This is a genomic window from Rhodococcus sp. KBW08 (assembly GCF_003852455.1).
In the GTDB taxonomy this organism is placed as follows: domain Bacteria; phylum Actinomycetota; class Actinomycetes; order Mycobacteriales; family Mycobacteriaceae; genus Rhodococcus_F; species Rhodococcus_F baikonurensis.
In genome coordinates this window covers 126,637-151,295 of record NZ_QAJJ01000002.1, presented here as the reverse complement: position 1 = coordinate 151,295, position 24,659 = coordinate 126,637, and the positions used below count along the sequence as shown (strand labels likewise).

General features: G+C 62.1%; 27 protein-coding genes. 12 read left to right on the top strand and 15 right to left on the bottom strand.

What is annotated here, in order from left to right:
* Window positions 1-43: 43 nt before the first annotated feature.
* Genes DBV08_RS01035 through DBV08_RS01025 form a run of 3 tightly spaced genes read right to left on the bottom strand, consistent with a single transcriptional unit; the run spans window position 44 to window position 4,009 of the window.
* The gene (locus DBV08_RS01035; protein ID WP_124566281.1) at window positions 44-1,402 is read right to left on the bottom strand and encodes an L-serine ammonia-lyase; all 1,359 of its coding nucleotides are present in this window, start codon (window positions 1,400-1,402) and stop codon (window positions 44-46) included.
* Window positions 1,399-2,613 (bottom strand): amidohydrolase, encoded by a 1,215-nt coding sequence (locus DBV08_RS01030; protein WP_124566280.1) that lies wholly within the window; start codon window positions 2,611-2,613, stop codon window positions 1,399-1,401. Before DBV08_RS01030 ends, DBV08_RS01035 begins: the two co-directional genes overlap by 4 nt.
* Window positions 2,614-2,665: 52 nt before the next feature.
* On the bottom strand, window positions 2,666-4,009 hold the full coding sequence (locus DBV08_RS01025; RefSeq protein WP_124566279.1) for a DUF3100 domain-containing protein: 1,344 nt from the start codon (window positions 4,007-4,009) through the stop codon (window positions 2,666-2,668).
* Window positions 4,010-4,144: 135 nt separating this feature from the next.
* On the opposite strand from DBV08_RS01025, the gene DBV08_RS01020 reads away from it, so the two are divergent.
* Window positions 4,145-5,143, top strand: a complete 999-nt coding sequence (locus DBV08_RS01020; protein WP_260395226.1) for an Lrp/AsnC family transcriptional regulator — start codon at window positions 4,145-4,147, stop codon at window positions 5,141-5,143.
* 35 nt (window positions 5,144-5,178) lie between these two features.
* Here DBV08_RS01020 and DBV08_RS01015 read toward each other — a convergent pair whose 3' ends face one another.
* Window positions 5,179-6,144 carry an endonuclease/exonuclease/phosphatase family protein gene (locus DBV08_RS01015; protein ID WP_124566278.1) on the bottom strand — a complete coding sequence of 322 codons (966 nt, stop codon included), beginning with the start codon at window positions 6,142-6,144 and terminating at the stop codon, window positions 5,179-5,181.
* A gap of 47 nt (window positions 6,145-6,191) precedes the next feature.
* Window positions 6,192-7,886, bottom strand: a complete 1,695-nt coding sequence (locus DBV08_RS01010; protein WP_124566277.1) for a SulP family inorganic anion transporter — start codon at window positions 7,884-7,886, stop codon at window positions 6,192-6,194.
* A 143-nt stretch (window positions 7,887-8,029) separates the two neighbouring features.
* Here DBV08_RS01010 and DBV08_RS32700 point away from each other — a divergent pair, with 143 nt between their 5' ends.
* Entirely contained in the window at window positions 8,030-8,281 is a 252-nt protein-coding gene (locus DBV08_RS32700; RefSeq protein WP_124566276.1) for a three-helix bundle dimerization domain-containing protein, read from the top strand.
* A gap of 132 nt (window positions 8,282-8,413) precedes the next feature.
* Entirely contained in the window at window positions 8,414-8,791 is a 378-nt protein-coding gene (locus DBV08_RS01000) for an SHOCT domain-containing protein (protein ID WP_124566275.1), read from the top strand.
* On the opposite strand, the gene DBV08_RS00995 is transcribed toward DBV08_RS01000, so the two are convergent.
* Complete coding sequence (locus DBV08_RS00995) at window positions 8,769-10,214, bottom strand: hypothetical protein (RefSeq protein ID WP_124566274.1); 1,446 nt, start codon at window positions 10,212-10,214, stop codon at window positions 8,769-8,771. The genes DBV08_RS01000 and DBV08_RS00995 overlap by 23 nt on opposite strands.
* A gap of 78 nt (window positions 10,215-10,292) precedes the next feature.
* The gene (locus DBV08_RS00990; RefSeq protein ID WP_124566273.1) at window positions 10,293-10,691 is read right to left on the bottom strand and encodes a hypothetical protein; all 399 of its coding nucleotides are present in this window, start codon (window positions 10,689-10,691) and stop codon (window positions 10,293-10,295) included.
* Window positions 10,692-10,853: 162 nt separating this feature from the next.
* Between DBV08_RS00990 and DBV08_RS00985 the strand changes: the two genes are divergently transcribed.
* Window positions 10,854-11,447 carry a GNAT family N-acetyltransferase gene (locus DBV08_RS00985; protein WP_124566272.1) on the top strand — a complete coding sequence of 198 codons (594 nt, stop codon included), beginning with the start codon at window positions 10,854-10,856 and terminating at the stop codon, window positions 11,445-11,447.
* Between the two features lie 17 nt (window positions 11,448-11,464).
* On the opposite strand, the gene DBV08_RS00980 is transcribed toward DBV08_RS00985, so the two are convergent.
* The 4 genes from DBV08_RS00980 to DBV08_RS00965 all read right to left on the bottom strand — a co-directional run bounded on the left by DBV08_RS00980 (window position 11,465) and on the right by DBV08_RS00965 (window position 14,248).
* Complete coding sequence (locus tag DBV08_RS00980) at window positions 11,465-12,541, bottom strand: ABC transporter substrate-binding protein (RefSeq protein WP_260395225.1); 1,077 nt, start codon at window positions 12,539-12,541, stop codon at window positions 11,465-11,467.
* A 142-nt stretch (window positions 12,542-12,683) separates the two neighbouring features.
* On the bottom strand, window positions 12,684-13,520 hold the full coding sequence (locus DBV08_RS00975) for an AraC family transcriptional regulator (protein ID WP_095970691.1): 837 nt from the start codon (window positions 13,518-13,520) through the stop codon (window positions 12,684-12,686).
* Between the two features lie 54 nt (window positions 13,521-13,574).
* Window positions 13,575-13,901: a multidrug efflux SMR transporter gene (locus DBV08_RS00970; RefSeq protein WP_124566271.1), complete on the bottom strand. Its 327-nt coding sequence runs from the start codon at window positions 13,899-13,901 to the stop codon at window positions 13,575-13,577.
* Window positions 13,898-14,248 (bottom strand): multidrug efflux SMR transporter, encoded by a 351-nt coding sequence (locus tag DBV08_RS00965; protein ID WP_095970689.1) that lies wholly within the window; start codon window positions 14,246-14,248, stop codon window positions 13,898-13,900. Before DBV08_RS00965 ends, DBV08_RS00970 begins: the two co-directional genes overlap by 4 nt.
* 53 nt (window positions 14,249-14,301) lie before the next feature.
* On the opposite strand from DBV08_RS00965, the gene DBV08_RS00960 reads away from it, so the two are divergent.
* From DBV08_RS00960 to DBV08_RS00940, 5 genes are all read left to right on the top strand, one after another.
* A complete protein-coding gene (locus tag DBV08_RS00960) occupies window positions 14,302-15,021 on the top strand; it encodes a transglutaminase domain-containing protein (RefSeq protein ID WP_124566270.1) in 720 nt (239 codons plus the stop codon).
* Window positions 15,022-15,050: 29 nt separating this feature from the next.
* Entirely contained in the window at window positions 15,051-15,908 is an 858-nt protein-coding gene (map, locus tag DBV08_RS00955; protein WP_124566269.1) for a type I methionyl aminopeptidase, read from the top strand.
* 8 nt (window positions 15,909-15,916) lie between these two features.
* The gene (locus DBV08_RS00950; RefSeq protein ID WP_124566563.1) at window positions 15,917-17,428 is read left to right on the top strand and encodes a cobyric acid synthase; all 1,512 of its coding nucleotides are present in this window, start codon (window positions 15,917-15,919) and stop codon (window positions 17,426-17,428) included.
* Window positions 17,429-17,512: 84 nt separating this feature from the next.
* On the top strand, window positions 17,513-18,082 hold the full coding sequence (locus tag DBV08_RS00945) for an RNA polymerase sigma factor (protein ID WP_021333021.1): 570 nt from the start codon (window positions 17,513-17,515) through the stop codon (window positions 18,080-18,082).
* Between the two features lie 76 nt (window positions 18,083-18,158).
* Window positions 18,159-18,992: a GAF and ANTAR domain-containing protein gene (locus tag DBV08_RS00940; protein ID WP_124566562.1), complete on the top strand. Its 834-nt coding sequence runs from the start codon at window positions 18,159-18,161 to the stop codon at window positions 18,990-18,992.
* On the opposite strand, the gene DBV08_RS00935 is transcribed toward DBV08_RS00940, so the two are convergent.
* The gene (locus DBV08_RS00935; RefSeq protein ID WP_124566268.1) at window positions 18,989-19,414 is read right to left on the bottom strand and encodes a DUF6069 family protein; all 426 of its coding nucleotides are present in this window, start codon (window positions 19,412-19,414) and stop codon (window positions 18,989-18,991) included. The genes DBV08_RS00940 and DBV08_RS00935 overlap by 4 nt on opposite strands.
* 88 nt (window positions 19,415-19,502) lie before the next feature.
* Window positions 19,503-20,372: a PhzF family phenazine biosynthesis protein gene (locus DBV08_RS00930; protein ID WP_260395223.1), complete on the bottom strand. Its 870-nt coding sequence runs from the start codon at window positions 20,370-20,372 to the stop codon at window positions 19,503-19,505.
* A 121-nt stretch (window positions 20,373-20,493) separates the two neighbouring features.
* Here DBV08_RS00930 and DBV08_RS00925 point away from each other — a divergent pair, with 121 nt between their 5' ends.
* The 3 genes from DBV08_RS00925 to DBV08_RS00915 are packed head-to-tail and all read left to right on the top strand — an operon-like array spanning window position 20,494 to window position 22,425.
* On the top strand, window positions 20,494-20,955 hold the full coding sequence (locus DBV08_RS00925) for a PPOX class F420-dependent oxidoreductase (RefSeq protein ID WP_124566266.1): 462 nt from the start codon (window positions 20,494-20,496) through the stop codon (window positions 20,953-20,955).
* Window positions 20,956-21,004: 49 nt separating this feature from the next.
* On the top strand, window positions 21,005-21,622 hold the full coding sequence (locus DBV08_RS00920; protein WP_230544058.1) for a TetR/AcrR family transcriptional regulator: 618 nt from the start codon (window positions 21,005-21,007) through the stop codon (window positions 21,620-21,622).
* Window positions 21,619-22,425 carry an enoyl-CoA hydratase/isomerase family protein gene (locus DBV08_RS00915; protein WP_124566265.1) on the top strand — a complete coding sequence of 269 codons (807 nt, stop codon included), beginning with the start codon at window positions 21,619-21,621 and terminating at the stop codon, window positions 22,423-22,425. The genes DBV08_RS00920 and DBV08_RS00915 overlap by 4 nt, the downstream gene beginning before the upstream one ends.
* 34 nt (window positions 22,426-22,459) lie before the next feature.
* Here DBV08_RS00915 and DBV08_RS00910 read toward each other — a convergent pair whose 3' ends face one another.
* Window positions 22,460-23,491, bottom strand: coding sequence for a phosphotransferase family protein (locus tag DBV08_RS00910; protein WP_124566264.1), 1,032 nt, complete (start codon window positions 23,489-23,491; stop codon window positions 22,460-22,462).
* Entirely contained in the window at window positions 23,484-24,629 is a 1,146-nt protein-coding gene (locus DBV08_RS00905; RefSeq protein WP_021343973.1) for a hypothetical protein, read from the bottom strand. The genes DBV08_RS00910 and DBV08_RS00905 overlap by 8 nt, the downstream gene beginning before the upstream one ends.
* Between the last annotated feature and the right edge of the window lie 30 nt (window positions 24,630-24,659).

Sequence of the window (24,659 nt, the reverse complement as noted above, 5' to 3'; positions counted from 1 at the left end):
CCGGCGACGGCGTCCGCCCGCCGACGCCGCCGGCGACATCCCCTCAGCACTCGACGACATTGACGGCGAGCCCGCCTTCACTGGTTTCCTTGTAGCGCACGGACATGTCGTTTCCGGTTTGTCGCATGGTCTCGATGACGGTATCGAGGCTCACCACATGCGTCCCGTCACCCAGGTATGCGAGCTGCGCTGCGGTGACTGCAGTCGAGGCGGCTACGGCATTTCGCTCGATGCAGGGGATTTGGACCAGGCCACCAACCGGATCGCAGGTCAGCCCCAGATGGTGTTCCATGGCAATCTCAGCTGCATTCTCGATTTGTCGTGGCGATCCACCCATGACGGCACACAGACCTGCCGCCGCCATCGCACAAGCGGCTCCGACCTCACCTTGACACCCGGCTTCCGCACCCGAGATCGAGGCATTCGCCTTGATGATCGACCCGATTGCCGCCGCGGTGAGTAGAAATGTTCGAACGTCATGCGCGCCGGCGCCCGTCGCACGTATGTGGTGGTAGAGCACCGCCGGCACGATGCCTGCCGCACCGTTCGTCGGAGCCGTTACCACGCGGCCACCTGCTGCATTTTCTTCGTTGACCGCCATGGCGTAGACGGTCAGCCACTCGCGTGAGGATGGTGCGCAGTTACGTTGTTCCAGTTGAATGTTCGCAGACCGCGCGCGTCGGCGAACTCCGAGACGCCCGGGCAACACACCTTCGGTCTGGGTGCCGCGCTCGATGCAGGCGCGCATCGCGGACCAGATCGCGTCGATGCCGGTGAATGCCCGATCCTGGCCGTGTATCGCGATTTCGTCCGACAAGGCCAGTTCGGCGATAGTTCCGGAGCCGCATTCCGCCAGTAGCTCTTTCGCGGTTCGGTAGCGTGAGTTGATCGAATGCGCGTTTGCTTGCGTCTCCGTTCCGGCGCGCAGTACGAATCCGCCACCGATCGACAGATATGTACGTGTACAGACGATTTCGCGACCGCTGAAGGCGGTCAGGGTCATCGAGTTGGGGTGGCCGTGACGGCGAACCAGCGGCTCGAACACCATGTCCTCGTGCTCGAACACTACGTGTTCGAGCGAGCCACCGACGAGCGTCACCGATCCGCCGTCCGACAGCTCGGCCCATCGCCCGTGAACGTCGGTCGGCTCGCACGTTTCAGGCTCCAACCCACGAAGTCCCGCGATCACCGCGTCGGGAGTGCAGTGACCTATTCCGGTGGCGGCGAGAGAGCCGTGCAGGTTGCAGCGAATCCGGTCGACCGACGCGGTCAAGTCGGCAGCGGCGAGCTCGCCGCCGAAAGCGTGCGCAGCGCGCATCGGACCGACCGTGTGTGAACTGGAGGGGCCGATGCCGATGGAGAAGAATTCGAGAGCGGAAACATAGACTCCGGTGGTGCTCATTCGGCGCTCGTGACGGTGGTCGCTCCTGACTCGCGCTGGGCCGCAAGCGTCAAGAGGGTGGAGCGCGAGTCCCCGCTAGCGGCTCGGATCACAGTGCGCGCCATTGCGATTGCTCCGTGCAGAACGGCTTCGTCACCCGCCGCGGAGCGGGCATCAGCGGCAAACTCGATAGTGTGAGGAACTCCGGTGACGCCGCGCAACGCGATCATCGGGTGGATCGAGGGCACCGCCTTCGACACGTTGCCCATGTCAGTCGAGCCGCCGGTCAGGGGAGTTCGGGCGGCCGCGGTGCGGCCCAGGCTCGCGATCTCCTCGTCCCAGATGGTCGCCAGCACGCGATGTTGTACCAGCTCCTCGTACCGAGGTTCGGCGCGTTCGGTCGACCAGGAGCAGTCGCTGGCCACAGCAGCGCCCTCGAAGCATGCGAGCATGCGACGCTTGGCGTCCAACAGCACGTCGAGTTCTGCGGCCCGAACTTCCGCTCGAACCAATGTCGAGGCCGGAATGATGTTTGTCGCTTCGCCGCCGTGCTCGATGTAGGCGTTCAGTCTGACGTCGGACGGAAGTTGTTGACGGAGAAGTCCGATGGCAACCAAGGCGATCGTGGCGGCGTCACCTGCGTTGATTCCCTTGTGTGGCGCAGCGGCCGCGTGCGCGGCTCGTCCGGCGTAGGTCACGTCGAACCGATCGACTGCCTGCGTTCCGGTGACGGTGCAACTGACGTCTTCACCTGCAGCGCCGTGGACCATGATCGACATCGCCGCGCCCTCCCATGCGCCGCGTTCGAGGAGTAGGACTTTCCCGCCGCCGTGTTCCTCGGCCGGCGTACCGAGGAGGACGACGGTCAGGCCGTGCTCCTCCGCGACCTCACCGAGTGCGACGGCTGCGCCGAGTCCGGCGGCGGCGATGACGTTGTGTCCACACGCATGACCGATGTCGGGGAGGGCGTCGTATTCGGCGCAGACGACGACGCGGAAGGGGCCGGAGCCTCGCACCGCTTCGAATGCCGTCTCGAGGCCGTAGGCGGCGCGAGTAACCGTGAAGCCCGCTTCCTGCGCGGCGTCAGCCAAGAGCGCCGACGCACGATGCTCTTCGAATGCCAACTCTGGGTGAGCATGGATCGTGTGGCTGACGTCGATGAGGCGAGATGACCACTTCTCGATCGTGTTCGAAACCGAGTCCGTGGGGGCGAGGGTGTCAGCGATGGACATGGATATTGCTTCCTTTCAAGATCTTTTGTTTCCAGCGTCTTTCGGTGCAGTCCTAATGCCAGAGGCCGAGCGCGAACTCCGCGACGACCACGGAAAGCAGGTACGAGGCGAGGATCGCGACGATTCCGACCGGGACGATCTTCCAGCCGATCGTCTTGAGTAAGGGAAGGTCCTTGCCGAGGCTGAGACCTGCGACAGTCAAGGTGAGGGTGCAGATCGAGAGAAAGTCGACGGTACCGACGGTGGTCGAGACGAAGTCACCGATGGGGGACCACGGCGTGGTCGCCAAGGCGCCGACGGTGATGATGGCGATCATCGCCGCGATCTTGCCGCGGGTCAGGCGGGCCACGCCGACGCCCAGGAGCAACAATCCGGTGAGGATCAGGTATCCGACGATGATCGATCGAGTTACGCCACCCGCTGCGATCGAGGAGACGATGACCCCACCGACGAACAGAATCGGAACGATAGTGGTCAGCGGCACGGTGACACTCGGCGCGACCGCTCGTGGGGCAGTGTCAGCTTTCCGTTCGGTGGTCGTCTTCGAGCGCTTGGTGAGTGCGCCGTAGATTCGATCAGCAAGGGGGAGTGCGACATACATGCCGACATACACGCCGAGGAGGCCGGTGATGATGTTGGATGTGGCCGCCACGGCGAGTACCTGGTCGGCCATCTCGGGGTGCGCCGAAACGACGCTCGCGGCAGCGGCAGCCATCATCGAGCCGGATCCGACCCCAGCACCCATCGCCAACGCGAGTGGGTCGAAGATGTTGAAGGACGTAGCCAGCGACGCAATCAGGCTGATCAGCACGGCACCGAACAGAGTGCCGAAAACGTACATCGACAGGACTCCGCGGTACTGGTCGGAATCGGGGCCGTAGCGTTCACTGACCATCGCGAAGGAGCCCTCGCGGTCGATGGAGAAGGTTGCTCCGACGGTCGCCGGTCCCATCCGAAGGAGTACCGCCAGTGGGAGTGCGAGAGCGATAGTGCCGAACAAGTGCCCCAGTTCCTGCAGTAGCAGGGCAGGGCCCGCCTCGAACAACAGTTGGATGTTCGGGCCGATGGTGAAAGACAGTCTTGCGCAGAGCAAGAGAACAGCCAGCCCCATGATTGCCGAGGCTGCGGCCTGAAGATCGAGGCCGAGAGGTTTCCACTTCTGGCTCGAGACGACACCGCCGGCAATCAGTCCCCACACCATGGGCAGGATCGTGATGGCGGCAGCGCCGACGGGAATCACTGCGGGGCCGATCAGTTGGGCGCCTGCCGCAAGCCCGAGGAGCAGAATCACCACGATCCACAGGCGTGGCGACCTCATGGCGAAAACGACCTTGTGCGTCGCGGTCTGATCGCTGACCGGAGAATCGTCATGCGAGACAGGGAATGCTTCGGTCATGTCGGTGTCTTTCTCGAGGGGGCGAACGAACGCAAGATGTAGCGTTCTCGAGGCTCAGGATTTGGTGGACTATTGATGAGATGAAGTTAGGATTGATGCGTTTCGATCCTGTTTCGGTGCAGCATTCTTGTGAAAGTGAGGTCCTCGGTGCAGGATCAGATGCTCAAGGACGACGATCTTCGGCTGTTGAACGCACTGCAGATCAGGCCGCGAGCGTCGTGGTCCGAGCTTTCACGCGCGATCGGTTCCGACCCGGTGACCCTGACCAGGCGTTGGGAGCGTCTGCACTCGCAAGGGATAGCGTGGATCGCTGCCTACCGAGGCGGTCCCATCGTGTCGGCGACTGCGCTCCTCGAGATCGAATGCGCACCCGCGCAGACCCTTGGTGTCGCCGAACAGATCGCGCACGATCCAGAGGTCCTGACAGTCGATCTCACAACCGGCAATCGGGATCTGCTTGTCACGCTCACGTGCACCGACCTCGATCAATTGTCCAGATACGTCCTGGAGCGAACACGATCGCTGCCGATGATCACCGCGATGCGAACTCAGATCGTGTCCTCGGCGAACTCCGATGCCCGAAACTGGCGTCTACGTGCTCTCGACGCGGACGAGATCGCCGCGCTCGAGGCGACTCCGCCGGCGAAGATTCGTGGTGTACGCGCCAGCGGAGAGGAACAGTCGCAGCTGTTCGACATCCTTTCCCGCGAACCACGAATTACCGTCTCGGCCCTCGCTGCAGCCCTCGGAGTCACGCCGGCACGCGCCGGAGCGTTACTTTCTCACGAGCTGTCGACGGGGCGTCTGGTCGTCCGCACGGAGATAGCTCGGCCCTACTCCGGCTGGCCGGTCTACGCGTGGTACTTCTTACGTCTCGACGGGCGAAAGGAGGCAATTGCTCAGCGCCTTTCCCACCTGCGCGAGGCGAGGCTTGTTGCTTCTACCATCGGCAGCTACGACATCGCGTTGGCGGTGTGGCTGCGCTCGATCGACGACGTGCAGCGTTTGGAAGGTTATCTCGCCGAGCAGTTTCCGGGCGTATCCGTGGTGGATCGGTCGATCGTCCTGCGTACGCCGCATCACCTTCATCGAACGATCGATGTGTCGGGTCGAAGCATGCCGAAGCACGGGTGATCCGCAATGCGTTCGCGGGGCGGGTGCTCTTCCGACTAGTCGGGGATCGTCACGTCGACGATCAAGCCGAAGTGATCGGAACCTTCGATCTCGATCCGCTCGAGAGCTTTCGCCTGTCCGCCCCGCAGAAGTACATGGTCGATGCCGACGATCGCGGGATATTTCTTGTCCGCCGGGTAGGTGTGAACGATGCCTGCTCCCAATTGGTCTGCGGCATCGGAGTAGCCGACGTCGAGGAGGTCACGAAATTGCTTGTGCGTGAATGTCGTATTGAAGTCGCCACTGACGATGACGGTTTTTTGCGCGGAGGCGGCGTCGAGTGCGTTCCGTAAAGTGCTCAGCTCGGCAGTCCACACGTCGGGCGGGGTCACGTACGCCGGTCCGGGGTGTACCGCCAGAAGGGTGAACGGAGTCGAGAAGCCCACTTCGGCAACAAGATTGGTAGGTCCGAATCCGGTCAGTTCCCGAGCTTCCGTCAGGGGATAACGGCTGTAAATACCTGCGCCACCCCCGCCGGCCTCGTCCGGTACCAAGTAGTGATGCGGCAACAGTTGCTCGAGCCCTTGATCTCTCAGGGACCCTTCGAGTGATGTGGTCAGTTCCTGAACCGTCAGGACATCGACTGCCTTCTCGCGCACCGTCGCAGTCAAACTGACGGGGTCTGCCTGCCCGAAGAGGAGGTTCGCTTGCATTACACGCAGGGACGGCCCGTCGATTTCGGAACTGTTTGCCACATACATGGGACTGATCACCGACGCGCCCACCGCAATCAGCAACATCGAGATCGCCAGCAGTATCCAGCGACGAAAAATCAGGCATATCAGGGACGCGACGAGTGTGACCGCAAGCAGCATCGGGACAAAGGAGGCCACGGCGATCAACGGGTTGATCGGTTTGGTGGAGTACAACGCGATCAGCGCGACAACCCCGACGGCAATACCGCCCACACCGGCGACCTGAGCGATACGGCGTGCCGGAACGTTGTCCGTCGTGAGTCCCATACCAAACGGTACCTAATGCAGCCAATGCTCCCGACTGCCTGGCGTTGTCAGTCGCCGGTTCGGGTGCGGAATGCGTTCACGGCCGCTTCGATGGTCGGGTAGAAGTGTGTCGAGTCGAATCTGTCGCCGACACCGAATCGGATGAGTCGATCCTTGATCGGACCTTTCATCTCCGCGAATGCCAATCGAATTCCTTTGCCCTCCAGAAATGTATCCAGATCGACGAGTTCGTCGACGGCGGTCGTGTCCAGCCCGGTGATCGGTTCGGCGGCAATGACCACCCATTCGACCGGGTCGGGTGCCTTGGCGACGACGGAGCGAACGTACTCGTCGAAGATCTCGCCGTTCGCGAAAAACAGTGGCGCGTCAAACCTCACCAACACCAGGCCGGGGATGCGATGCCCATCTGGATGTCGTTCGACGTCGTGGAATCCGGCGGGTTCGCCGGTCTCGACGAGTTCGGTTCGATGTGGCTGCCATACCTGCGCGATGACCGCTGCGAAGGACAGTCCGATCGCAACAAGGATGCCTTGAAGCACCCCGACGAGGGCGACGCCGAGGAACGCCGCGACGGCGAGGCCGAATTCCACGGTGCTCATGCGCCACATGCGGACCATGCCGCCCACGTCGATCAGTGCACACGCGGCGACGATGACGACGGCGGCCAGTGTTGCATCGGGCAGATATGCCGTGAGTCCGGGAGCGACGAGGACGAACACCAGGACCGCAAGCGCTCCGACAACGCCGGCCAATTGTGTATGTGCCCCACTCTGTTCGGCTACCGGCGTCCGTGATCCGCTCGCAGAGATCGGGAATCCGCCGAAAAGTCCGCCGGCCACGTTCGCGACACCGATCGCCTTCATTTCGGTACTGCCGTTCACGTCCTCGCCGTGTCGGGCGGCGAAGGTGCGCGAGAGAACACCGGTGTCGGCGAAGGCAATCAGCGCGATACCGGCCGCCGGTCCGATCAGGTGCCCGACGTCCTGCCAGGTGACTCCGCCGACAGAGGGGAGGGGGAGCCCTTCCGGCAGCGCGCCGACCATTCCGATGTCATCGGTGAGACCGGCGGCGGCGGACAAGACTATTGCCGCGACGACGGCGACCAGCACACCGGGTATAACAGGTACCCAGAGCCGGAAGACCACAATGACAATGAGTGAACCCACGCCGATGACGGCAGCGAGGGGATCGACATCTCCACCGGCCAGAGCCTTTCCGATCTCACCGATTTCACCGAGGAGGCCGGACGCGTCGACGGAGAAACCGAGCAGCTTGGGAAGCTGACCGATTACGACGACGAGCGCGATGGCGTTGAGGTAGCCGAGACGGATCGGTTTCGAGAGGAGTTCGGTCACGAAACCCAGACGCAGGAATCCGCCGATCACCAGGATGAGCCCGACAAGAACGGCCAGAACTCCGGCTAGTGCAAGCGCGTTCTCCGAATCGCCGACCACCGCCAGCGGTATGACCGCGGCGGCGATGAGCGGTGCCAGCGACGAATCAGGTCCGAGTACAAGAATCTTCGACGGTCCGACTACCGCGTACGCGAGCAACGGCACGATGGTTGCGTACAGACCGGCGTACGCGGGCAATCCGGCGGCCTCCGCGTAGCCCATCCCCGCGGGGATGAGCAGGGCCGTCAGAACGAGTCCTGCCGTGACGTCTGCGCGGAGCCATTCACGGCGATATCCGCGTGCAGTCGCGATCCCCGGTAGCCGACCTAGACTCTCCGTCCACATCATCCGTCGATTATCCCCCCGCAATTGTCAGAAGTCTCGAACTGTGCCCCATCGGTCGGCCTGGCCACGAGAGGTACCTGAATTGTGTTGTTTTCGAACCCTTTCCGAGTCTTGACGCGCTCGGCTGGACGGACGACCATTAATGAATGACTGGCGACGAAGAGTTGCTTCACGTCGAGCGGGTGATCACTCGCCTGATTTCCCGGTATCCGAATGTTCCTCCACCGGAGATCGAAAACAGAGTGCGAACAATTCATCAGCGGTTCGTGGGCTGTCGGATCCGTGACTTCGTGCCTCTCCTTGTCGAAAAGGCTGCCAGACAAGAGATCTCGAATCGGAGAATCGTGATCTCGATTATGGACGAGCGTTCGGCGAACCTGGACTCACTCGAGCTGTAGCCGGAACGGATGTCGTCGGCGCATACTGAAATGACCTTGGACCAGGGAGTTCTGGCCGAATGCAGAAGTTCAGGCGCGGAAGGTCAGCCTCCCGAACTCCTGATGTGTAAACCGAGTGCAGGGAGCGTTGACATGGAAGGTTTCTGGGAATTCTTCTGGTTCATCTTCGTCTGTTTCGCCTTTGTGGCCTACTTGAGCGTGTTGTTCTCGATCATCACCGATTTGTTCCGTGACCACGAGACTTCGGGCTGGGTCAAGGCGCTGTGGATGATATTTCTCTTCGTCATTCCATTCCTGTCCGCGATGATCTACGTGGTCGTCAAGAACGACGGAATGACGCGGCGGTCGATGGAGGCCGCTCAGCAGCACATACACGCGCAGAGTGATTACATTCGAAACGTCGCCGGGAAGTCGCCGACTCAGCAGATCGCCGACGCCAGAGAGCTTCTCGACTCAGGCGCGATCAACGAAGAGGAATTTCAGGCCATCAAGGCAAAGGCGCTGGCGTAGTTTTCGTATCTTCTGCCCCAGGCCCGGCGTCGTCGGTTCCGGCGTCGTCGGGCCGGGCATCCTCCGCGGCGGCGCGTGCAGGACGAACAAGTATTTCGAGAACTACGAGTGCGACCAGCGCAATGATGACAATCCAACCCACGACCAATCCTGTGGGGTAGCGCCAGAAGAGCAGCAACAGTGCGGCGATGCCGATGATGGCGCAGCGCAGCGGAACACGAAGCTGATCGGCCCACCGCTCCACCTGATTCGGCGTACGCCCTCTGGAGGAATGCCGGACGAAGTCCAATGCCTGCCCATAGCCTCGGCGAACGGCGATTGCCGACGACGACCCACCGACCAGGTAGGCGCCGAGCCCCACCACCACGCCGAGGACTGCAACCGCGCGAAGACTCGTGCGCAGTGGCACCAGAACTGTGTCGATGACGGCAGTCGCGGCGTCTGGCGAGAGAATATCGGTAGGGACACTGTCGAGGTAGATTGCACGCCCGATGAGAATTCCGATCGCGAGAACAAGCATTCCCAACGCAATCGACAGACCGACCAGTGACAGCGCGCGGAGCCTGCGACCCGTTGGAGCAACGGCGACAGCGGCTGCCGCGCAAGCGATTCCCAGCCATGGCAGCACTGCTGAGACCTTGTCGAGTGCCGCGACGGCTCGCTGTGCCTTCACGAGTTCGGGGGACTGGAAGAGAACAAATTCCTTGTCCACGGAGGGGATTTTGTCTGCGAAGGCGAAGCCGCGGTCGATCAAGACTGTTTTGACCTTGTCGATGATCGTGCTCAGCGAAATGCTGACGGTTCCGCTCTGATCGACTTCGACGGAGTCGGGTCCGTAGTTGCCGGTCATGACCGCGACGAGAGAGTTGTGCGCAGACCTGTTCGCCTGAATCCACAAGTCTTCGAACTGTTGTGACCGCACGAGTGAGCCCACCGTGTCGTGGACAAAACTCTTCGCCTGACCGGCGATCACCGGGGCCAACCCCACGAGAGCTTGGTCCAGGCGAGGTGCGTTGGCTGCAAGGTTCGACACGTCGGTCAGTGCGGTGAGCGCGTCGGTGGTGAGCCCCTCGACATCGACACGATCGAATATCTCGTCGGTGATCTGATTCGTGATCTCGGCCTGCACGGCGGGATTCTCGCCCAGTGGCGCAACAGTGCTGACGTAACGGTCCGTGTCCAGGATCTGACTTCGGGTGAAGCGCGTGGTCACGGACAAGACTGCGAGTAGCGCGACCAACACGAGCAGAATTACCACGGCGGTCCACCGGAGGCCGTGTCGAGGTGGCCGGGGGACCTGTTCGAGGGGCGTTTCACGGGCGCTGGGAGTGTGCTCGCGAAGCGATGCAACCTCTTGGCGCAGCCTGGCCAGTTCGGCACGCTCGTCCTCGTGGAGTGGGCCGTCGCTCGTGCCGTTTGCCATCATGTTCCTCTCAGGAGGGAAACTGCTGCCGCACAGATGAAAACGTCGAACTTGATAGGTGGATCCGAAACTGTCGCCTCAGATCACGTCGGGATTCCATGTCGCGACAGCCCAGATGACGAACACGTCGAGCGCGATGATGATGATCGACCACCACGGAGAGTGGGGTAGCCAGAGGAAGTTCGCGAGGATCGACAGAGAACAGATGACTATTGCTCCGACCCGTGCCCACGTCGCGCCGGTGAAGAGCATGATTCCGACCGCGGTGACGAGCACACCGAGTACGAGGTGGATCCATCCCCACGACGTGAGGTCGAATTGATAGGTGTATTCGGGGCCGACGACTGTCACGTCGTCCTCGGATATCGCCGAGATGCCTTGCAGAATTTCGAGCACGCCGACGGTGACGAGGAGAACCGCTCCGCCGAGCGCGCTTCCTTTTGCCACACCCTGCTTGACCAGTGAATCCTCGGACATGACCGCCCCTAGATTTCAAGTGCGAAATTGCCTGGCGTAACTCCGTATTGCGACTATTTACGGTGGTGAAGTATCCCGCCACGGGGCAAATCAAACATTGAGCGCTGCTCGTCCTCGCGATATTCACTCGCCTACGAATTCGAAAGAACCTACCGTGGCGGCATGGATATGGGGGACGTGGGCAGGTCGACGGCGACTGCACCTGAGGTGATCCGGACGGACCGACTGGTACTTCGCACCTATCGGCCGGGTGATCACCGGGATCTACTCGTCTTCCACGGGCGCAGCGACGTATGCCGGTACCTGTTCAACGAGCCTTGGGATCTCGCGGCGGCCCGAGAGGCCGTGCAGACCAGGATTTCTCGCCGTAACCTCGCGGCCGGTGCCCTGGCGCTTGTTGTCGAATACGACGGTCAGGTTGTGGGAAGCGTGAGTGCGTGGCTTGTCGACGAGCCCGAGCGCACAGCTGAAACCGAGCGCACCGCCGAACTCGGGTGGGCATTCTCGCCCGAGTTCGGCGGCCGCGGATTCGCGACGGAAGCGGTGACGGCTCTGCTCGATTATGTATTCGCGACTCCCCGATTGCACCGCGTGATCGCGCAGATGGATTCGAGAAACGAATCTTCGGCACGACTCGCGCAGCGTATCGGTATGCGGCTAGAGGGACATTTTCGGCAGAACGCGTGGATCAAGAACGAATGGACCGACACTCTGGTTTTCGCGACACTGCGCAGTGAGTGGCCTTCAGGTGCGTGATCGGACCGCGTGGGCTGCTACTTGGCGACCAGTTCGGTCAACTGTGGAACGAGCTCGTCGGTTGCCCACGGGACACTCAGAACGCTGACGTACATGGTCGCCGCTGTCAGGCGATTGTCGGTGATCCACAAGTCCTTTCCGTTGGCGATGACCGGCCACCGCGCGAACAGAGTGTTGGCCAACGTGCTGTCGACTTCCGACTGATCGCTTGCCCATCCGAGATACACGTCGGTGTTGATCGTGTCGAGTTTCTCCATGCTGATGCCGAACAGGAAAGAGTTGCCTGCAAAGTTCTTGGCGCCGTTCACCACGTCGGGAGCAACTGTGAGCCCAAGGTTTTCGACGAACTTGACGCGTGGATCGTCGGGGCCGTAGATGGCGGTTTCGGTTTCTCCCTCGCGGATGTAGGACCCGAAGGCAAAGGTGACCCCGTTGAATTCCGGATGGCTCGCCTTCGACTCCTGGACAGTTTCCTCCGCGGACTTGATCAGCGCAGCGGTCTGAGTGGGGCGACCGAGAGCCTTGCCGACATCGGTGGCCAGGTTCTGCCACGAACTCGGCTGGTACGGCTTGGTGTCGTAGGGGAGTGTCGGGGCGATCGAACTCAGGCGCTGGTAGTCCTGCTCGGAGAAACCGGAATACGGCGCAAGAATCAGATCGGGTGCGACATTGAGTATCTGTTCGAACAGGAGCTCCCCGCTGTCGGAGTAGTACGGCGCAGGCGTGGGCAGTGTCTGGCCCGACTTCTCGAGTTCCGCGCGGGTCCACGGCAGGAAGCCGTCGGCGTCGCCGGCCCACGAGTCCTTCTGCATCGCTACCGGGGTGACTCCCAGGGCGATGACGGTGTCTGCCGCTGCGGAATCGAGGGTGAGGACCCTGGTCGGTTCCTTGTCGATGACGGTTTCACCGAATGCGTGCTTGATCGTGACGGGAAACGCGCCGTCCTCGACGGCGGATGCCGACGAATTGTTTCCTTCGGTCTCGGTCGACGACTGTGTGCAGGCGGTCAGAGGCAGTGCGGCCGCCACCATCAGCGCAACGACTATTCGTCGCCTCCGCTGGGGACGAATTCTCTGACGGGCAGATCTGAACACGCGAAACTCCTCGGGATTGATCGGGGAAGTGCTTGCACGACTCAGTGCCTCGAGCACATGAGAGCAGGCTTACCTAAGTGAATGTAGGGCGCGTCCGTGTAGCGAAGGGGCCAGCAGATGTCGACAACAGGTCAGGCTTGCGTCAGTTGACGGCGGCGAGAGCATTGCCGGGGGTGTAGCCGACCGTCTTGCGGAAGGCGGCGATGAACGAACTCGACGTCCCGTACCCGACTCGACGACTGACTGCATTCACACTCATCCCGGTCCCGAGCATTCCCAAGGCCGTACTCATGCGAACCAGGGTGCGCCACTGCGCAAAGCTCAAGGCGAGTTCCGCGGCGAAGATCCGGGTGACCGTGCGTCGGCTGAGATTGAGAACGTGCGCCCACTGATCGAGTGATCGATCGTCGGCGGGATCAGACAGAACTTTGTCGACGAGTATCCGTAGCCGAGGATCGCGGGGGATCGGCACGTCGAAATGCGGGGCCGATGCGGGAGTGAGGAGATCGACGCAGACCTGCTGAGCCCGAAGGCGTTGTTCTGCAGGCATTCCGGTATGCGCGAGGTGGATCAGCAGAACTCGCGCCGCCTCGCTCAGCGTCACGATGCACGGTTCGTTCCAGGCGGGAGTCCACAACTCGGGGGTGAAGAGAGTGGCGCGGAATGCGACGTGGGGATTGGCCTGACCCTCGTGGAGGACCCCGCGAGGGATCCACAGGCCGACGCCGGGCGTGACGGTCCAGAGTTGATTGTCGATGATCATGTTGACGACGCCGCGGTCGGACCAGATGAGTTCGTGCTCGGCATGAGCGTGCTGTGGCCACTGCGTGATGTGGTCGGTCTCGACGATGTACGTCGTCAGTTGAAACGGCGCCGGGACGGCGCGCGCCATCGGGGTGTGGCGTTCGGGTTCCCGTAAGTGCGGACCGTCGTCCAGGTGTGGACCACCGTCGATTTCACGAAGGGCAGGGATCGGCACCGCGGACTACCTCCAAAGCAAAGTTAGGTAAACCTTACACCCTGTTTGTTGGGCTCAGTGGCCCGCACCGAGTTCGATGAGAAGTACGCCTGCCGCGATAAGGCCGATCCCCACGATCATGAGCTTGGTCAGCGGTTCGCGAAAGAGAATGCGGGATGCGATTGCCGTCAGCGCCACCCCACATGCAGTCCAGATGCCGTACGCAACGCCGATCGTCTGGCCCGCGTCGAGTGCGAGCGTGAGGAAAGCGAAAGCGGCGAGGTACCCCACGGCGACAACCGCGAGCCATCGCTTGTCGCTGCCGTCCTGCGACGCCATCCGTAGTGACAACGTCGCGGTGACCTCGGAAATAATTGCAGCGATCAGAAATACGAAGGTCATGCCGGGTCCACCGGCCCGCTGTCGGCAGCAACCTGGGAACCGAGTTCGACGCACAGCACTCCGCCGATGACCAGGGCAATACCGACGCCCATCGTTGCTGTCAGCGGGTCGCCGAAAAGAAAAGTTGCGAACACGGCGGTCAGGACAACGCCGGTTGCGCCCCAGATTCCGTATGCGACACCGAGTCCCATGCCCTCCCGCAGGACGAACGACAAGGCGGTGAATGCCGCGAGATATCCGCCGACGACCACGATGTACCAAGCGGGGTGATCGAGGGCGGCGCGCAACGACAGAGTCGCAGACACCTCGGTCAGGATCGCGGTGATCAACAGTAGCCATTTCTTCACGGTTCGGATTCTGTCAGGCTCCACGGATTCCGGTCGCGCACTACGGTTGAGACATGACGTGCGTGCTGCTCGGCGGAATCCGCGACGGTGACATCCGCCACGATGTGTCCGGTGGCGACGCAGCCGCGACACCGATTCTCGACTGGGGCCACCACGACGTGGCCCGCCTATACGAGGACATTGCAGAAGGTGCGATCCAGTCGGCGCAGGAGTTTCTGGTGTCGGCGCATCGCAGCGTCGCTGCAACGATTCGGGCGGTGTACGGACTCGACGACCGGCAACCCGTCTCGGTGACATTGAGTCGAGGGCGCGGATCATGCAGCCAGAGGCTTGCCGTCGTCGAAGCGTTGGCTCGCCGCCGAGGTATCGCCACCCGCGTCCGCGGTCTCGTACTTCGCGGGGAATTCTGGTATCCGCGATTTCGGCATCTACGTGCGGTGATTCCGAAGTCAGTGCTGCTGGCGTGGCCGGAATTTCTGATCGACGGACGCTGGCAGGACATCTCCGAGATCGTTGCACCTGCGGCAGTCTCATCGGTGCAACCGTTCACGAACACCGGCGAGGAAACACTGTTCGACGCGATCGGACGCGCTCCGATCAGCTGGGGTGGATCAATTTCGTGTGATTGCTTGGACTTCTCCGAGTTCGTCGACCGTGATCTGGGCACCTTCGAATCGCGCGACAATCTCTTCGAGGAGTTCGGACAGACGATGTCGACCCCCGTCAGAATTCTCGTCGATCCGGTTTTCCGGAACTGGAGTGCATCCGGCTGACGCGCGACGCGAGGTCTAGGCTGTTCTGCATGTCTGTGCGTACCCCATTGGTCCCTGGAACCGTCTCTCCCGTCCTCGCTGTGCCCTCGAAGATCGAGCGGCCCGAGTACGCGTGGAAGCCGACCGCCAATGAGGGCAACGAGCCCTGGGTTCAGACGCCGGAGACGATCGAGGCGATGCGCATCGCCAGCAAGATCGCTGCCGGCGCGCTGCAGGAAGCCGGCAAGGCTGTCGCTCCTGGTGTCACGACCGACGAACTCGACCGCATCGCACACGAGTTCATGCTCGACCACGGCGCATACCCGTCGACGTTGGGCTACAAGAGCTTTCCCAAGTCGTGCTGCACGTCTCTCAACGAGGTGATCTGCCACGGAATCCCCGACTCGACCGTGATCCAGGACGGCGACATCGTCAATATCGATGTCACCGCGTACATCAACGGGGTTCACGGCGACACCAATGCGACGTTCCTCGCCGGTGACGTGTCCGAAGAGAACCGCTTGCTCGTCGAGCGCACGCACGAGGCAACGATGCGGGCCATCAAAGCCGTCAAACCCGGCCGCGCGCTCAACGTGATCGGACGTGTCATCGAGTCATACGCCCATCGGTTCGGGTACGGCGTCGTCCGGGACTTCACCGGACACGGTATCGGCGAGACCTTCCACAACGGCCTCGTGATCCTGCACTACGACGAGCCCGCGGTCGAGACGATCATCGAACCGGGCATGGTCTTCACGATCGAACCGATGATCAACCTCGGTGGTATCGACTACGAGATCTGGGAGGACGGCTGGACCGTCGTCACCAAGGACCGTAAGTGGACGGCACAGTTCGAGCACACCTTGGTGGTCACCGAGACCGGTGCAGAGATTCTCACCCTGCCTTGAGTTCGGAGATGCGCGGCGCTCTGCTGGTAGCCGGCACGACATCCGACGCCGGCAAGAGCGTTCTGGTGGCCGGACTGTGCCGCATGCTGGCGCGTCGAGGCGTCAGAGTTGCGCCGTTCAAGGCACAGAACATGTCGAACAATTCCGTGGTCACGCTCGACGGCGGAGAGATCGGCCGTGCGCAGGCTCTTCAAGCACGAGCGTGCGGGCTCGAACCGAGTGTTCGGTTCAATCCGGTGCTGCTCAAGCCGGGCAGTGACCGGACGTCGCAACTTGTCGTTAGGGGCAAGGCGATGACCACGGTGGGTGCTCGCGATTACATGCAGCATCGGCAGTGGCTTCGCGCCGTCGTGGCCGAAGATCTCGAATCGCTTCGATCCGAGTTCGACGTCGTGATCTGTGAAGGCGCCGGTTCGCCGGCCGAAATCAACTTGCGCGCAACGGATCTTGCCAACATGGGATTGGCTGAGGCTGCGCAGATTCCGGTCGTCGTCGTCGGTGACATCGATCGCGGCGGCGTCCTGGCCCATCTGTTCGGGACCGTTGCTGTGCTTTCGCCGAGCGACCAGGCATTGATCGCGGGATTTGTGATCAACAAATTCCGCGGTGACGTTGCACTGTTGGAACCCGGACTGGATCAACTGCGCAGCCTCACCGGTCGACCCACTCTCGGAGTGATCCCGTTTGCCGACGATCTTTGGCTCGACGCCGAGGATTCGCTTGGCGTCACCGGCAACGCCCCGGTAGGGCGCCCTGGCCCACCCGTCGGTTCGGCTTGGCTCACCGTTGCTGCGGTCCGGCTCCCGCGCATCTCCAACTCGACGGATGTCGAGGCGCTGGCATGTGAACCGGGCGTGGCAGTTTCGTGGGTGACGGATCCGTCGCGGATCCGCGACGCAGACCTCGTGGTGATTCCCGGTAGTAAGTCCACCGTGAGTGACCTCGAGTGGTTGCGTAGTACCGGCCTGGCTGACGAGATCATCGCCCGAGCGGGCCGCGGGCAGGCAGTGCTGGGAGTCTGCGGCGGATACCAGATGCTGGGTAATTCCATCGTCGATGACGTTGAATCAGGATCAGGGATTACCGCAGGACTCGGTCTGCTGGACCTCGACATCGAATTCGCTCCGGACAAAGTGCTGGCGCAGGTAACCGGTTCCGCCGACGGTATCTCGGTGTCAGGGTACGAGATTCATCACGGACGCGTCGTGCGCAACGGGGACCGCCCATTGCTGGCGGACTCGGGCGGTGTGCCGGAAGGCAGTGTGCGAGGGTCTGTTCGAGGGACACATTGGCATGGTCTCCTGGAAAGTGACGACTTTCGGCGCAGCCTGCTGCGTGAGATCGCGGTTCCCGGTTTTATTGCTGCACCCGACACCTCGGTTGCCGCGGTGCGAGAACAACAACTCGACCTTCTCGCTGATCTCGTCGAGCAGCACCTCGATCAGGATCTACTCGAGAAACTGATCAACGCAGGCGCGCCGATCGGGCTGCCCGTCATCGCGTCCGCACTCGAAGTCTGAGAGCACTCCCGCGGGCGCCGACGTGGACGCGGTAGAATAGCCAGGCCTCACTCCCGCGACGGCTCCCTAGTAGGAGTGTGCGCGGTGACAGATCAATTCGACGGCTTGCTTACCGACTTCAGTGACGAGGTGCTGGTCGACTCGGCAATGCTCGGCGATCATGCGGCCTTCGACGTCATCGTTCGCCGATACGGCCCGCACTTGTATCGATTTGCCCGTCGACTCGTCACCAGTGAGAGTGACGTCGACGATATCGTCCAGGAAACCTGCGTTGCCGCCTGGCGCCAACTTCCGGGGTTTCAGCGGCGCTCGAGCATCAAGACCTGGTTGTTCGCGATCTGTTCTCGCAAGATCTCGGATGTCCATCGAAAAGTCGGCTCCTGCGCCGCCGATGTGGACGGACTTCGGGACGAAGTCGATACTCGATTGCGCGATCCGAGCGAGGAAGTATGCGGCACAGCATTTCTCGACGCTCTTGAAGCCGAACTCGATCGTCTACCGCTGCGTCAGCGTGCCGCCTGGGTCTTGCGGGAAGTGGAGGGCATGACGTATCCACAGATCGCAGTTGTCCTGGAACTGAGTCCGGACGCGGTTCGTGGCCAACACACTCGGGCGAGGCGGAATCTGGGTCTCGCGCTCGACCGATGGCGATGACGACTCGGCGGTTTGCCGGGTTCTGTCACCGAACTCACTCTCCTGACGGCCCGTGAAACTGGAAGAATGCTTCGTCGTGGATACCGCTTTCGACCCCAGAGGCTTAGACCCGAGAACCGAGGATTCGGTGCCGTCGGTAATGCCGGACGATGCGACGGCAACGGGTGCTGACGTCGCCGTCGAGGCTGCGGAAACTCGGCTGACTGCAAGCGCGGTCCGGGAGTTGCTGGCAGCGCTCGGAGGAAGTATCGGTGACGAGGACGAACTCGTGGTCCTGCTCCAGCGGGCCGTCGAAATCGCGAACGACGCCATCGAGGGCGCCGACAGCATCGGGGTCACCATCGATCTGGCCGGGCAGACCTACACCGCCGTGCACACCGATTCGCGAACCCTGCGCGTCGACATCGAGCAATACGACGCCGGCGACGGACCATGTCTGCACGCCGCTCGAACCGGTGACACCGTTGTCGTCGACGCCGAGACCAGCGCGGAACGCTGGCCGCGGTTCGCGGCGGCGGCGAAGGACGAAGGGATCAAGTCCTTTCTCGCGGCGCCGCTCTTCACGCCGGATCAGCGACTCGGTTCGTTCAACCTGTACGGACGCGCCCCAGCGGCATTCGATCGCGTCGACGCGGACGTAATGGAGATTCTCACGACAACAGTTTCACGTGCTATCGGCGACTTCTCTCGTTTCAAGTCCACCAAGGCGGTGGCTGATGCCTTGCAACGCGCGCTCGAGACCCGGGCGCCGATCGAACAGGCCAAAGGCATGCTGATGGCCATCCATCGGATCGACGCCGACACAGCATTTCACATGCTGCGCAAGCAGTCTCAGACCACGAATACCCGGTTGCGCGACGTGGCGGCCGAGATCGTCGAGACGTATTCGGCGCCGCCTACCGCTGTCTAGTTCGAGGGAGACCGACGTACAGCCTCGAGTGCGACGACGACGCCCGCGGCGACAACCACGTGCATCAGCGCGAGCATGACCGTGCTGACGGCGTCGAAGTCGGCGGCAATGGTTGAAGCGATGGTGCCGAGCGCCACGACTGCGCCCACGACCTGAGCGATGCGGATGATCGGCTCCCACTTCAGTGAGATCAACATTGCGGCCGACAAACCGACCAACAGCGGCACGACCGTCAGCGTGATGACGCCGCCGGGTGCGACGCCGGCCGGCTTTCCCTGGTCTGTCATCTCGAACGACCCACCCAATGCGAGGCCGATCAACCACAGGATCAGGTTGACGATGAGGGCCGAGATAGTGGCGCCGAGTACGGCACGTGGCTTGGTGACGTGGAGGTTGTGTGCGGTTGACGCGATTGCAGACATGGTGTTCTCCCGGCTCGATGCGATGGTCTGGTGACGTCGCTCTGATGAATAGACCCGCCGGCGGGGAGAAACTCATCGCTGAGGTTGACTACTGCCCGTCGACGACGGGCACTGCGGTGCCGGTGACCGAGATACCGCCGTCGACCGGGATGTCGACTTCGAGCACACTGGGACGCCCGACGTGTCGGCCCTGGTGGATGGTGATCCGCCGCGGAGTGGCCGCGGCTTCGAGTTTGCGCAGGTAACCGCCGGTCGACGCCGCTGCGGACCCGGTTGCGGGATCCTCGACGATGTTTCCCACCGGAAACAGATTTCGGGCTTCGAATGTGGAGTCGTCGAGGGGATGCAGGATTGTCACCGTGCCGGCCCACCCCTGCGCGTCCATCAGGGTTCGCATCGCTACGGGATCGAATGTGAACTCGTCGAAAGCTGTCTGCTCTTGTAGTACGACGATCGGGTGAGTGTTGCCGGCATACGACAGCATTGCGGGATACCGTACGTCCAGCGCCGACGAATCGATGCCGATGAGCCCGAGCAGTGCCGTCAACACCGCGTGATCGACCGGCGAGACCGACGGTTCGACGCTGGTGAAGGTGGCGGTGGATCTGCCGTCCGCGTCGGTCGCCGTGTCGATCGATACCGGTCCGATCGGCGTCTCGAATGTGAAGGTGCCGGCGCCGTCTCTCTCGGTGAGCGCGATGGCCGTCGCGATAGTGGCATGGCCGCAGAACGGTACTTCGGCGATAGGGGAGAAGTAGCGGATCCGGCTGTGACGCGGATTGCCGCCGAGTTCCGGTTCGATGAGGAACGCCGTCTCTGCATACCCGACTTCAGCTGCAACAGATTGTAATTCGGAGTCGTCCAGCCCACGGGCGTCGAGCAGTACGCCGGCGGGATTGCCGCCGGCCGGATCCGAGCTGAACGCAGTCAGTCGGAGGATGTCGTGAGAAGTTGCCATGTCGACCATCTTTGTCCGCTGTCGTCCATCGGGGGAAGAGACATCGCGCGATTGCGGTCCGCGATCTGCGAACTGGACTGCCTCCGGAACAAACCGGCCGCACGGCGTCGTTGGTGCAGATATGAGCAATGACACAGACACCGCCGAAGCGTTGTTCGCACTCGTGGCCCAGGGAAAACAAGGCGTGCTGGCAACCGTCAAGCGTGACGGCCGCCCACAGTTGTCCAACATCATTTACCGCTGGGACGTCGAGTCGAAGACTGCTTCGGTGTCCATCACAGCCGATCGCGCCAAGAGTAAAAATGCGATCCGCGATCCGCGGGTTTCCCTCCACGTCAGCGCGCCCGACTTCTGGAGCTACGCCGTGATCGAAGGACTTGCCGTGGTGACACCCGTCGCGGCCGATCCTCACGACGAAGTGTCTGACGCACTGGTCGAGCTGTACCGGGACATCAGCGGTCAGGAGCATCCCGATTGGGAGGAGTACCGCGAAGCAATGGTTGTGGAGCGTCGACAGATCCTCACGGTGCGCGCTGATCACGTCTACGGAATGACGAGGCTCCCCAAGCCGTCCGGTACCTGAACTGCGTTGGTTCAGGTAGGGAGATAACGTTACGAGTTAATATGTAATGGTGAAAACCGAGTCTCCCGCCCGTATCGGACGACCACGCGACCCAGGCAAGGACGAGGCTGTGCTGCTTGCAGCTCGCACACTGCTGGCCGAAGTCGGGTATCAGCAGACGACCATTTCGGCGATTGCCAGGACTGCCGGTGTCAATACGCCGGCCATCTACCGTCGCTGGTCGTCACGGGAAGCCCTGATCGAAGAAGCGGTGCATGGTCCCGGCGGACATCCGTTGCCTCGGTCGACCGGTGATTTGCGGGTGGATCTGACGACGTGGGTGCACATCTTCCTGGTCCGCGCTGCCCGACCCGCGGCGCGGGCCGGAGTTCCTGGCCTGCTTGCCGATTCGCGGACGGCGGAGGCGCGACAACGTCTGTTGGCTATCGGTGCGCCGGTTCGTGCAGCGTTTCAGGATCTGCTGGACGACGCGGTGAGGCGTGGTGAGATTCCGGCAGGTGCAGACGCGATGTTCTTGTTCGATCTGCTGGCCGGAACGACGACTATGCAGGGGCTGACCCGTGGGCTCGAGGGTCAGGACCGCTTTGTAGATGCCCTCGCACGATCTCTGTACGTCCTGGCTGCGCATCCGGCCGATGCCGTCGGGACGGAAGCGGTGGGGCAATGATCTCGGTTTCGGTGGACGGCGGCGTTGCCGTCGTGACCCTCGACAGGCCTGACAAGCGGAATGCCTTCAATAAGCATATGGGTCGAGAATTGGGGCAGGCGTACCGAAAGCTCGACGAAGACGATTCCGTTCGCGCGATCGTGCTGACCGGTGCGCCACCAGCCTTCTGCGCGGGTGCAGATCTTGGCGACGGCGCCGGCACCTTCGATTCACCTGACGGTGAGCAGTTTTCGTCGTCACCGGTGGATCCGCCGGCGTTCGAGTTGCGAAAGCCGGTCATCGCAGCGGTGAACGGACATGCGATCGGAATCGGCCTCACCATCGCGATGCAGGCCGATATCAGAATCTTTGCAGCAGACGCCAAGTATGCAATTCCGCAGGTTCGCTTCGGTGTGTTGCCGGATGCGATGGCTCATTGGACGGTTCCACGCATCGCCGGAATGGCAGTGGCCGCTGACATCCTTTTGACGGGTCGCACGTTCGACGGAACCGAGGCAATCGCGCTCGGGTTGGGTAGCCGCTGTCTGCCCGCCGACGCAGTGCTCCCGGCGGCGTTGGAGATCGCTCGGGACATTGCGACGAATACTGCACCGATGTCGGTGGCACTCTCGAAACGACTGCTCTGGCAGAGCCAGAGCAGAAGCTATCGACCAGAGACAGTGGCGGCCATGGAAACCGACTTGCACCTGCGTGTCATGGGGAAGCCCGACGCGGTGGAAGGGGTTCGTGCATTCATGGAACGGCGCACGCCTGTGTGGGTTTCGCGCTTGTCCGCCGAGTGGCAGGAAATCCCGTCGGAATGATTCGGGAGCCTTGCGGAAAATCACACGCGGACGACTACGCGTCTCGCAGCAACTGTTCGAGACGATGTTTGCAGAACGCGGTGATATCCGTATGTTCGCCGAGTTGGAGATGCGTGGACAGGCGCAGGAGCGGAACAGCGAGCAGAACCGCAGCGAGTACCTCGTTGAACACAAGGTTCTCGACCCTCCAGCCGGTCAGTTCCTCGTAGCGGGCAATGGTCTCTTCTCGGCTGGGAGTGCCTGGCAAAGGTGTGTGTCCCTCGAATTCGCTACACGCCCAATCGAGAAACAACAGCCAGGCGAGGTCTGCCTCGTGATCGCCGAGGTAGGCCATCTCCCAGTCGAGAACCCCGGCGATCGACTGGTCCGGGCCGTAGAGGATGTTCGACATCCGGGCATCGCCCCAGCACAGTGTCACGTGTTCGGGTTGGTAGATGTTCTCCCTCAGCCAGGCCAGTGCTTTGTCGAATATCGGCGGTAGGTCCGGCGATGCCCAACGAACGGCCCAGTCGAGGTAGTTCACCGCCTGTTCGACCGGATGGGTGCCGAACTCGGGGTACGAGAGGAATCCGAGTTCGAGCTTGTCCGGGTCCAAGCGATGAATCTGCGCAATCGTCTCGACGCATCCCCACCACATCTTCGCTCGGCCTGCCTCGTCGGCTTCGAAGTATGTTCCGGCACTGTGATACGACGGAAAGTCGCTGGGCGCCTCGGCATTACCGATGCGGTCCATGACGTAGTAGGGGCTGCCGAGTGGGTTGTCACCGCTGTCGATCCACCGAACGTGGGGGACTGCGAGGTCGGACTTCGCGAGCCTTTGTGTCACGAGGAACTGGCGGCGGAGATCGTAGTCGGGGAACAGCGAAACCTCCGGTGGACGCCGGAAAACAAAACCACTCGCCTCGCCAGTGGCGCCATCGAGGTCGAACAGGTATGTCTCCGTCGAGAATCCGCGTTCGGTGCGCTTGAAGTTGACGATCTTGGCGCCTCGAGTACCCGGAATGTGCTCCCGGACAAGTGGTTCAAGGGCGGGTGCGATGTCTTCTGCGGCTGTTCGGTCAGTCATTGTTCGTACCTGTCCGTGTGTTGCTCCAATCGGTGTACCCGTAGCGGGGATTCACGCCCATGAAGACCATTTCCACGAGCCCGTATCCGACTTTGTCTCCCATGCGGACCTCGCACAGCGTCTCGCTGAGCATGCTCACCTGCCGGATTTCATCGAGGTTCGTGATGTCGACGGTGAAGCTGTCGCTGAAGTCCTTGCCGCGGTACATGCCGGAGGCGTAGCCCCGGTACTCGTCGTAACCGGCCAGTCCGGGCCAGAAATCGCACACTGGATTCACCTCGATCACGTCGGTGGTCCGGTCCGCTCGGTGCACGGTGAAAGTGCCGGATTCGACCACCCGCATGTCGTCACGGAATTTCAGGTCGTGCTCGACGTCGATGATCGGTAGCGCGTCCTTGCCGGAACCGATCGGGAAGAGCACCTCGCCCTCGAACTGCCAGCGCGCGCCGGTACTGGTTTCGCGCTGCGCGAAATGCACTACCTCGTCGTCGAATTGGAATATCCCCATGTAATAGAGGACTCCGTCCGGAACCTCGGACGGCTGCAGGTTCGCGCCCTCGGACAGACTGCCGCCGCCACCGCCGTGTCGTACGCCCCACGAGTGATCGCGGCCGAACCACCAGTTGTCGGGATCGATGTCGATGCGGGTGCCGTCGATTTCGATCCAACCCGTGATGGTGCCGTTCTGGTAGAAGCGTCGGGCGTCTTCGCGAACGCGGCCGCGCGTGCGATGGAACGCTGCCGTCTGCTCGTACACCGGGAAGTCGCCGTGGAAGTCGAGTTGCAGGCTCAATCCGTGTTCGTTTGCGTCGACCGTGGAACGTACCTGGCGGAGTGGTTCGACGATTTCATAGGTGTACGGCCCCACACTCCACGCTGCCAGTCCTCCGGTCTGAGGGTTCAACTCGGTGGACAGGCGCACCACGCGGGCTTCCTCGCCCTTGCGCGTCACCATCGCGTAGGCGTCGAGGACGTTGCGGTTCGGGTATTTGGCCAGCCCCGTCATGATGCTGATCTCGCCCGTTTTGTCGAAGCCGTACATCACGATGCGTTCGGTCCAGCGCAGGTCACTTTGCGAGACGTGGTCGAGTGTCGTCGGGAGTTGATGAATGAGTAGTTCGTCGTGCGGTGTGATCACGGTAGGTCCTTCTGTCAACGGGGTGGATGT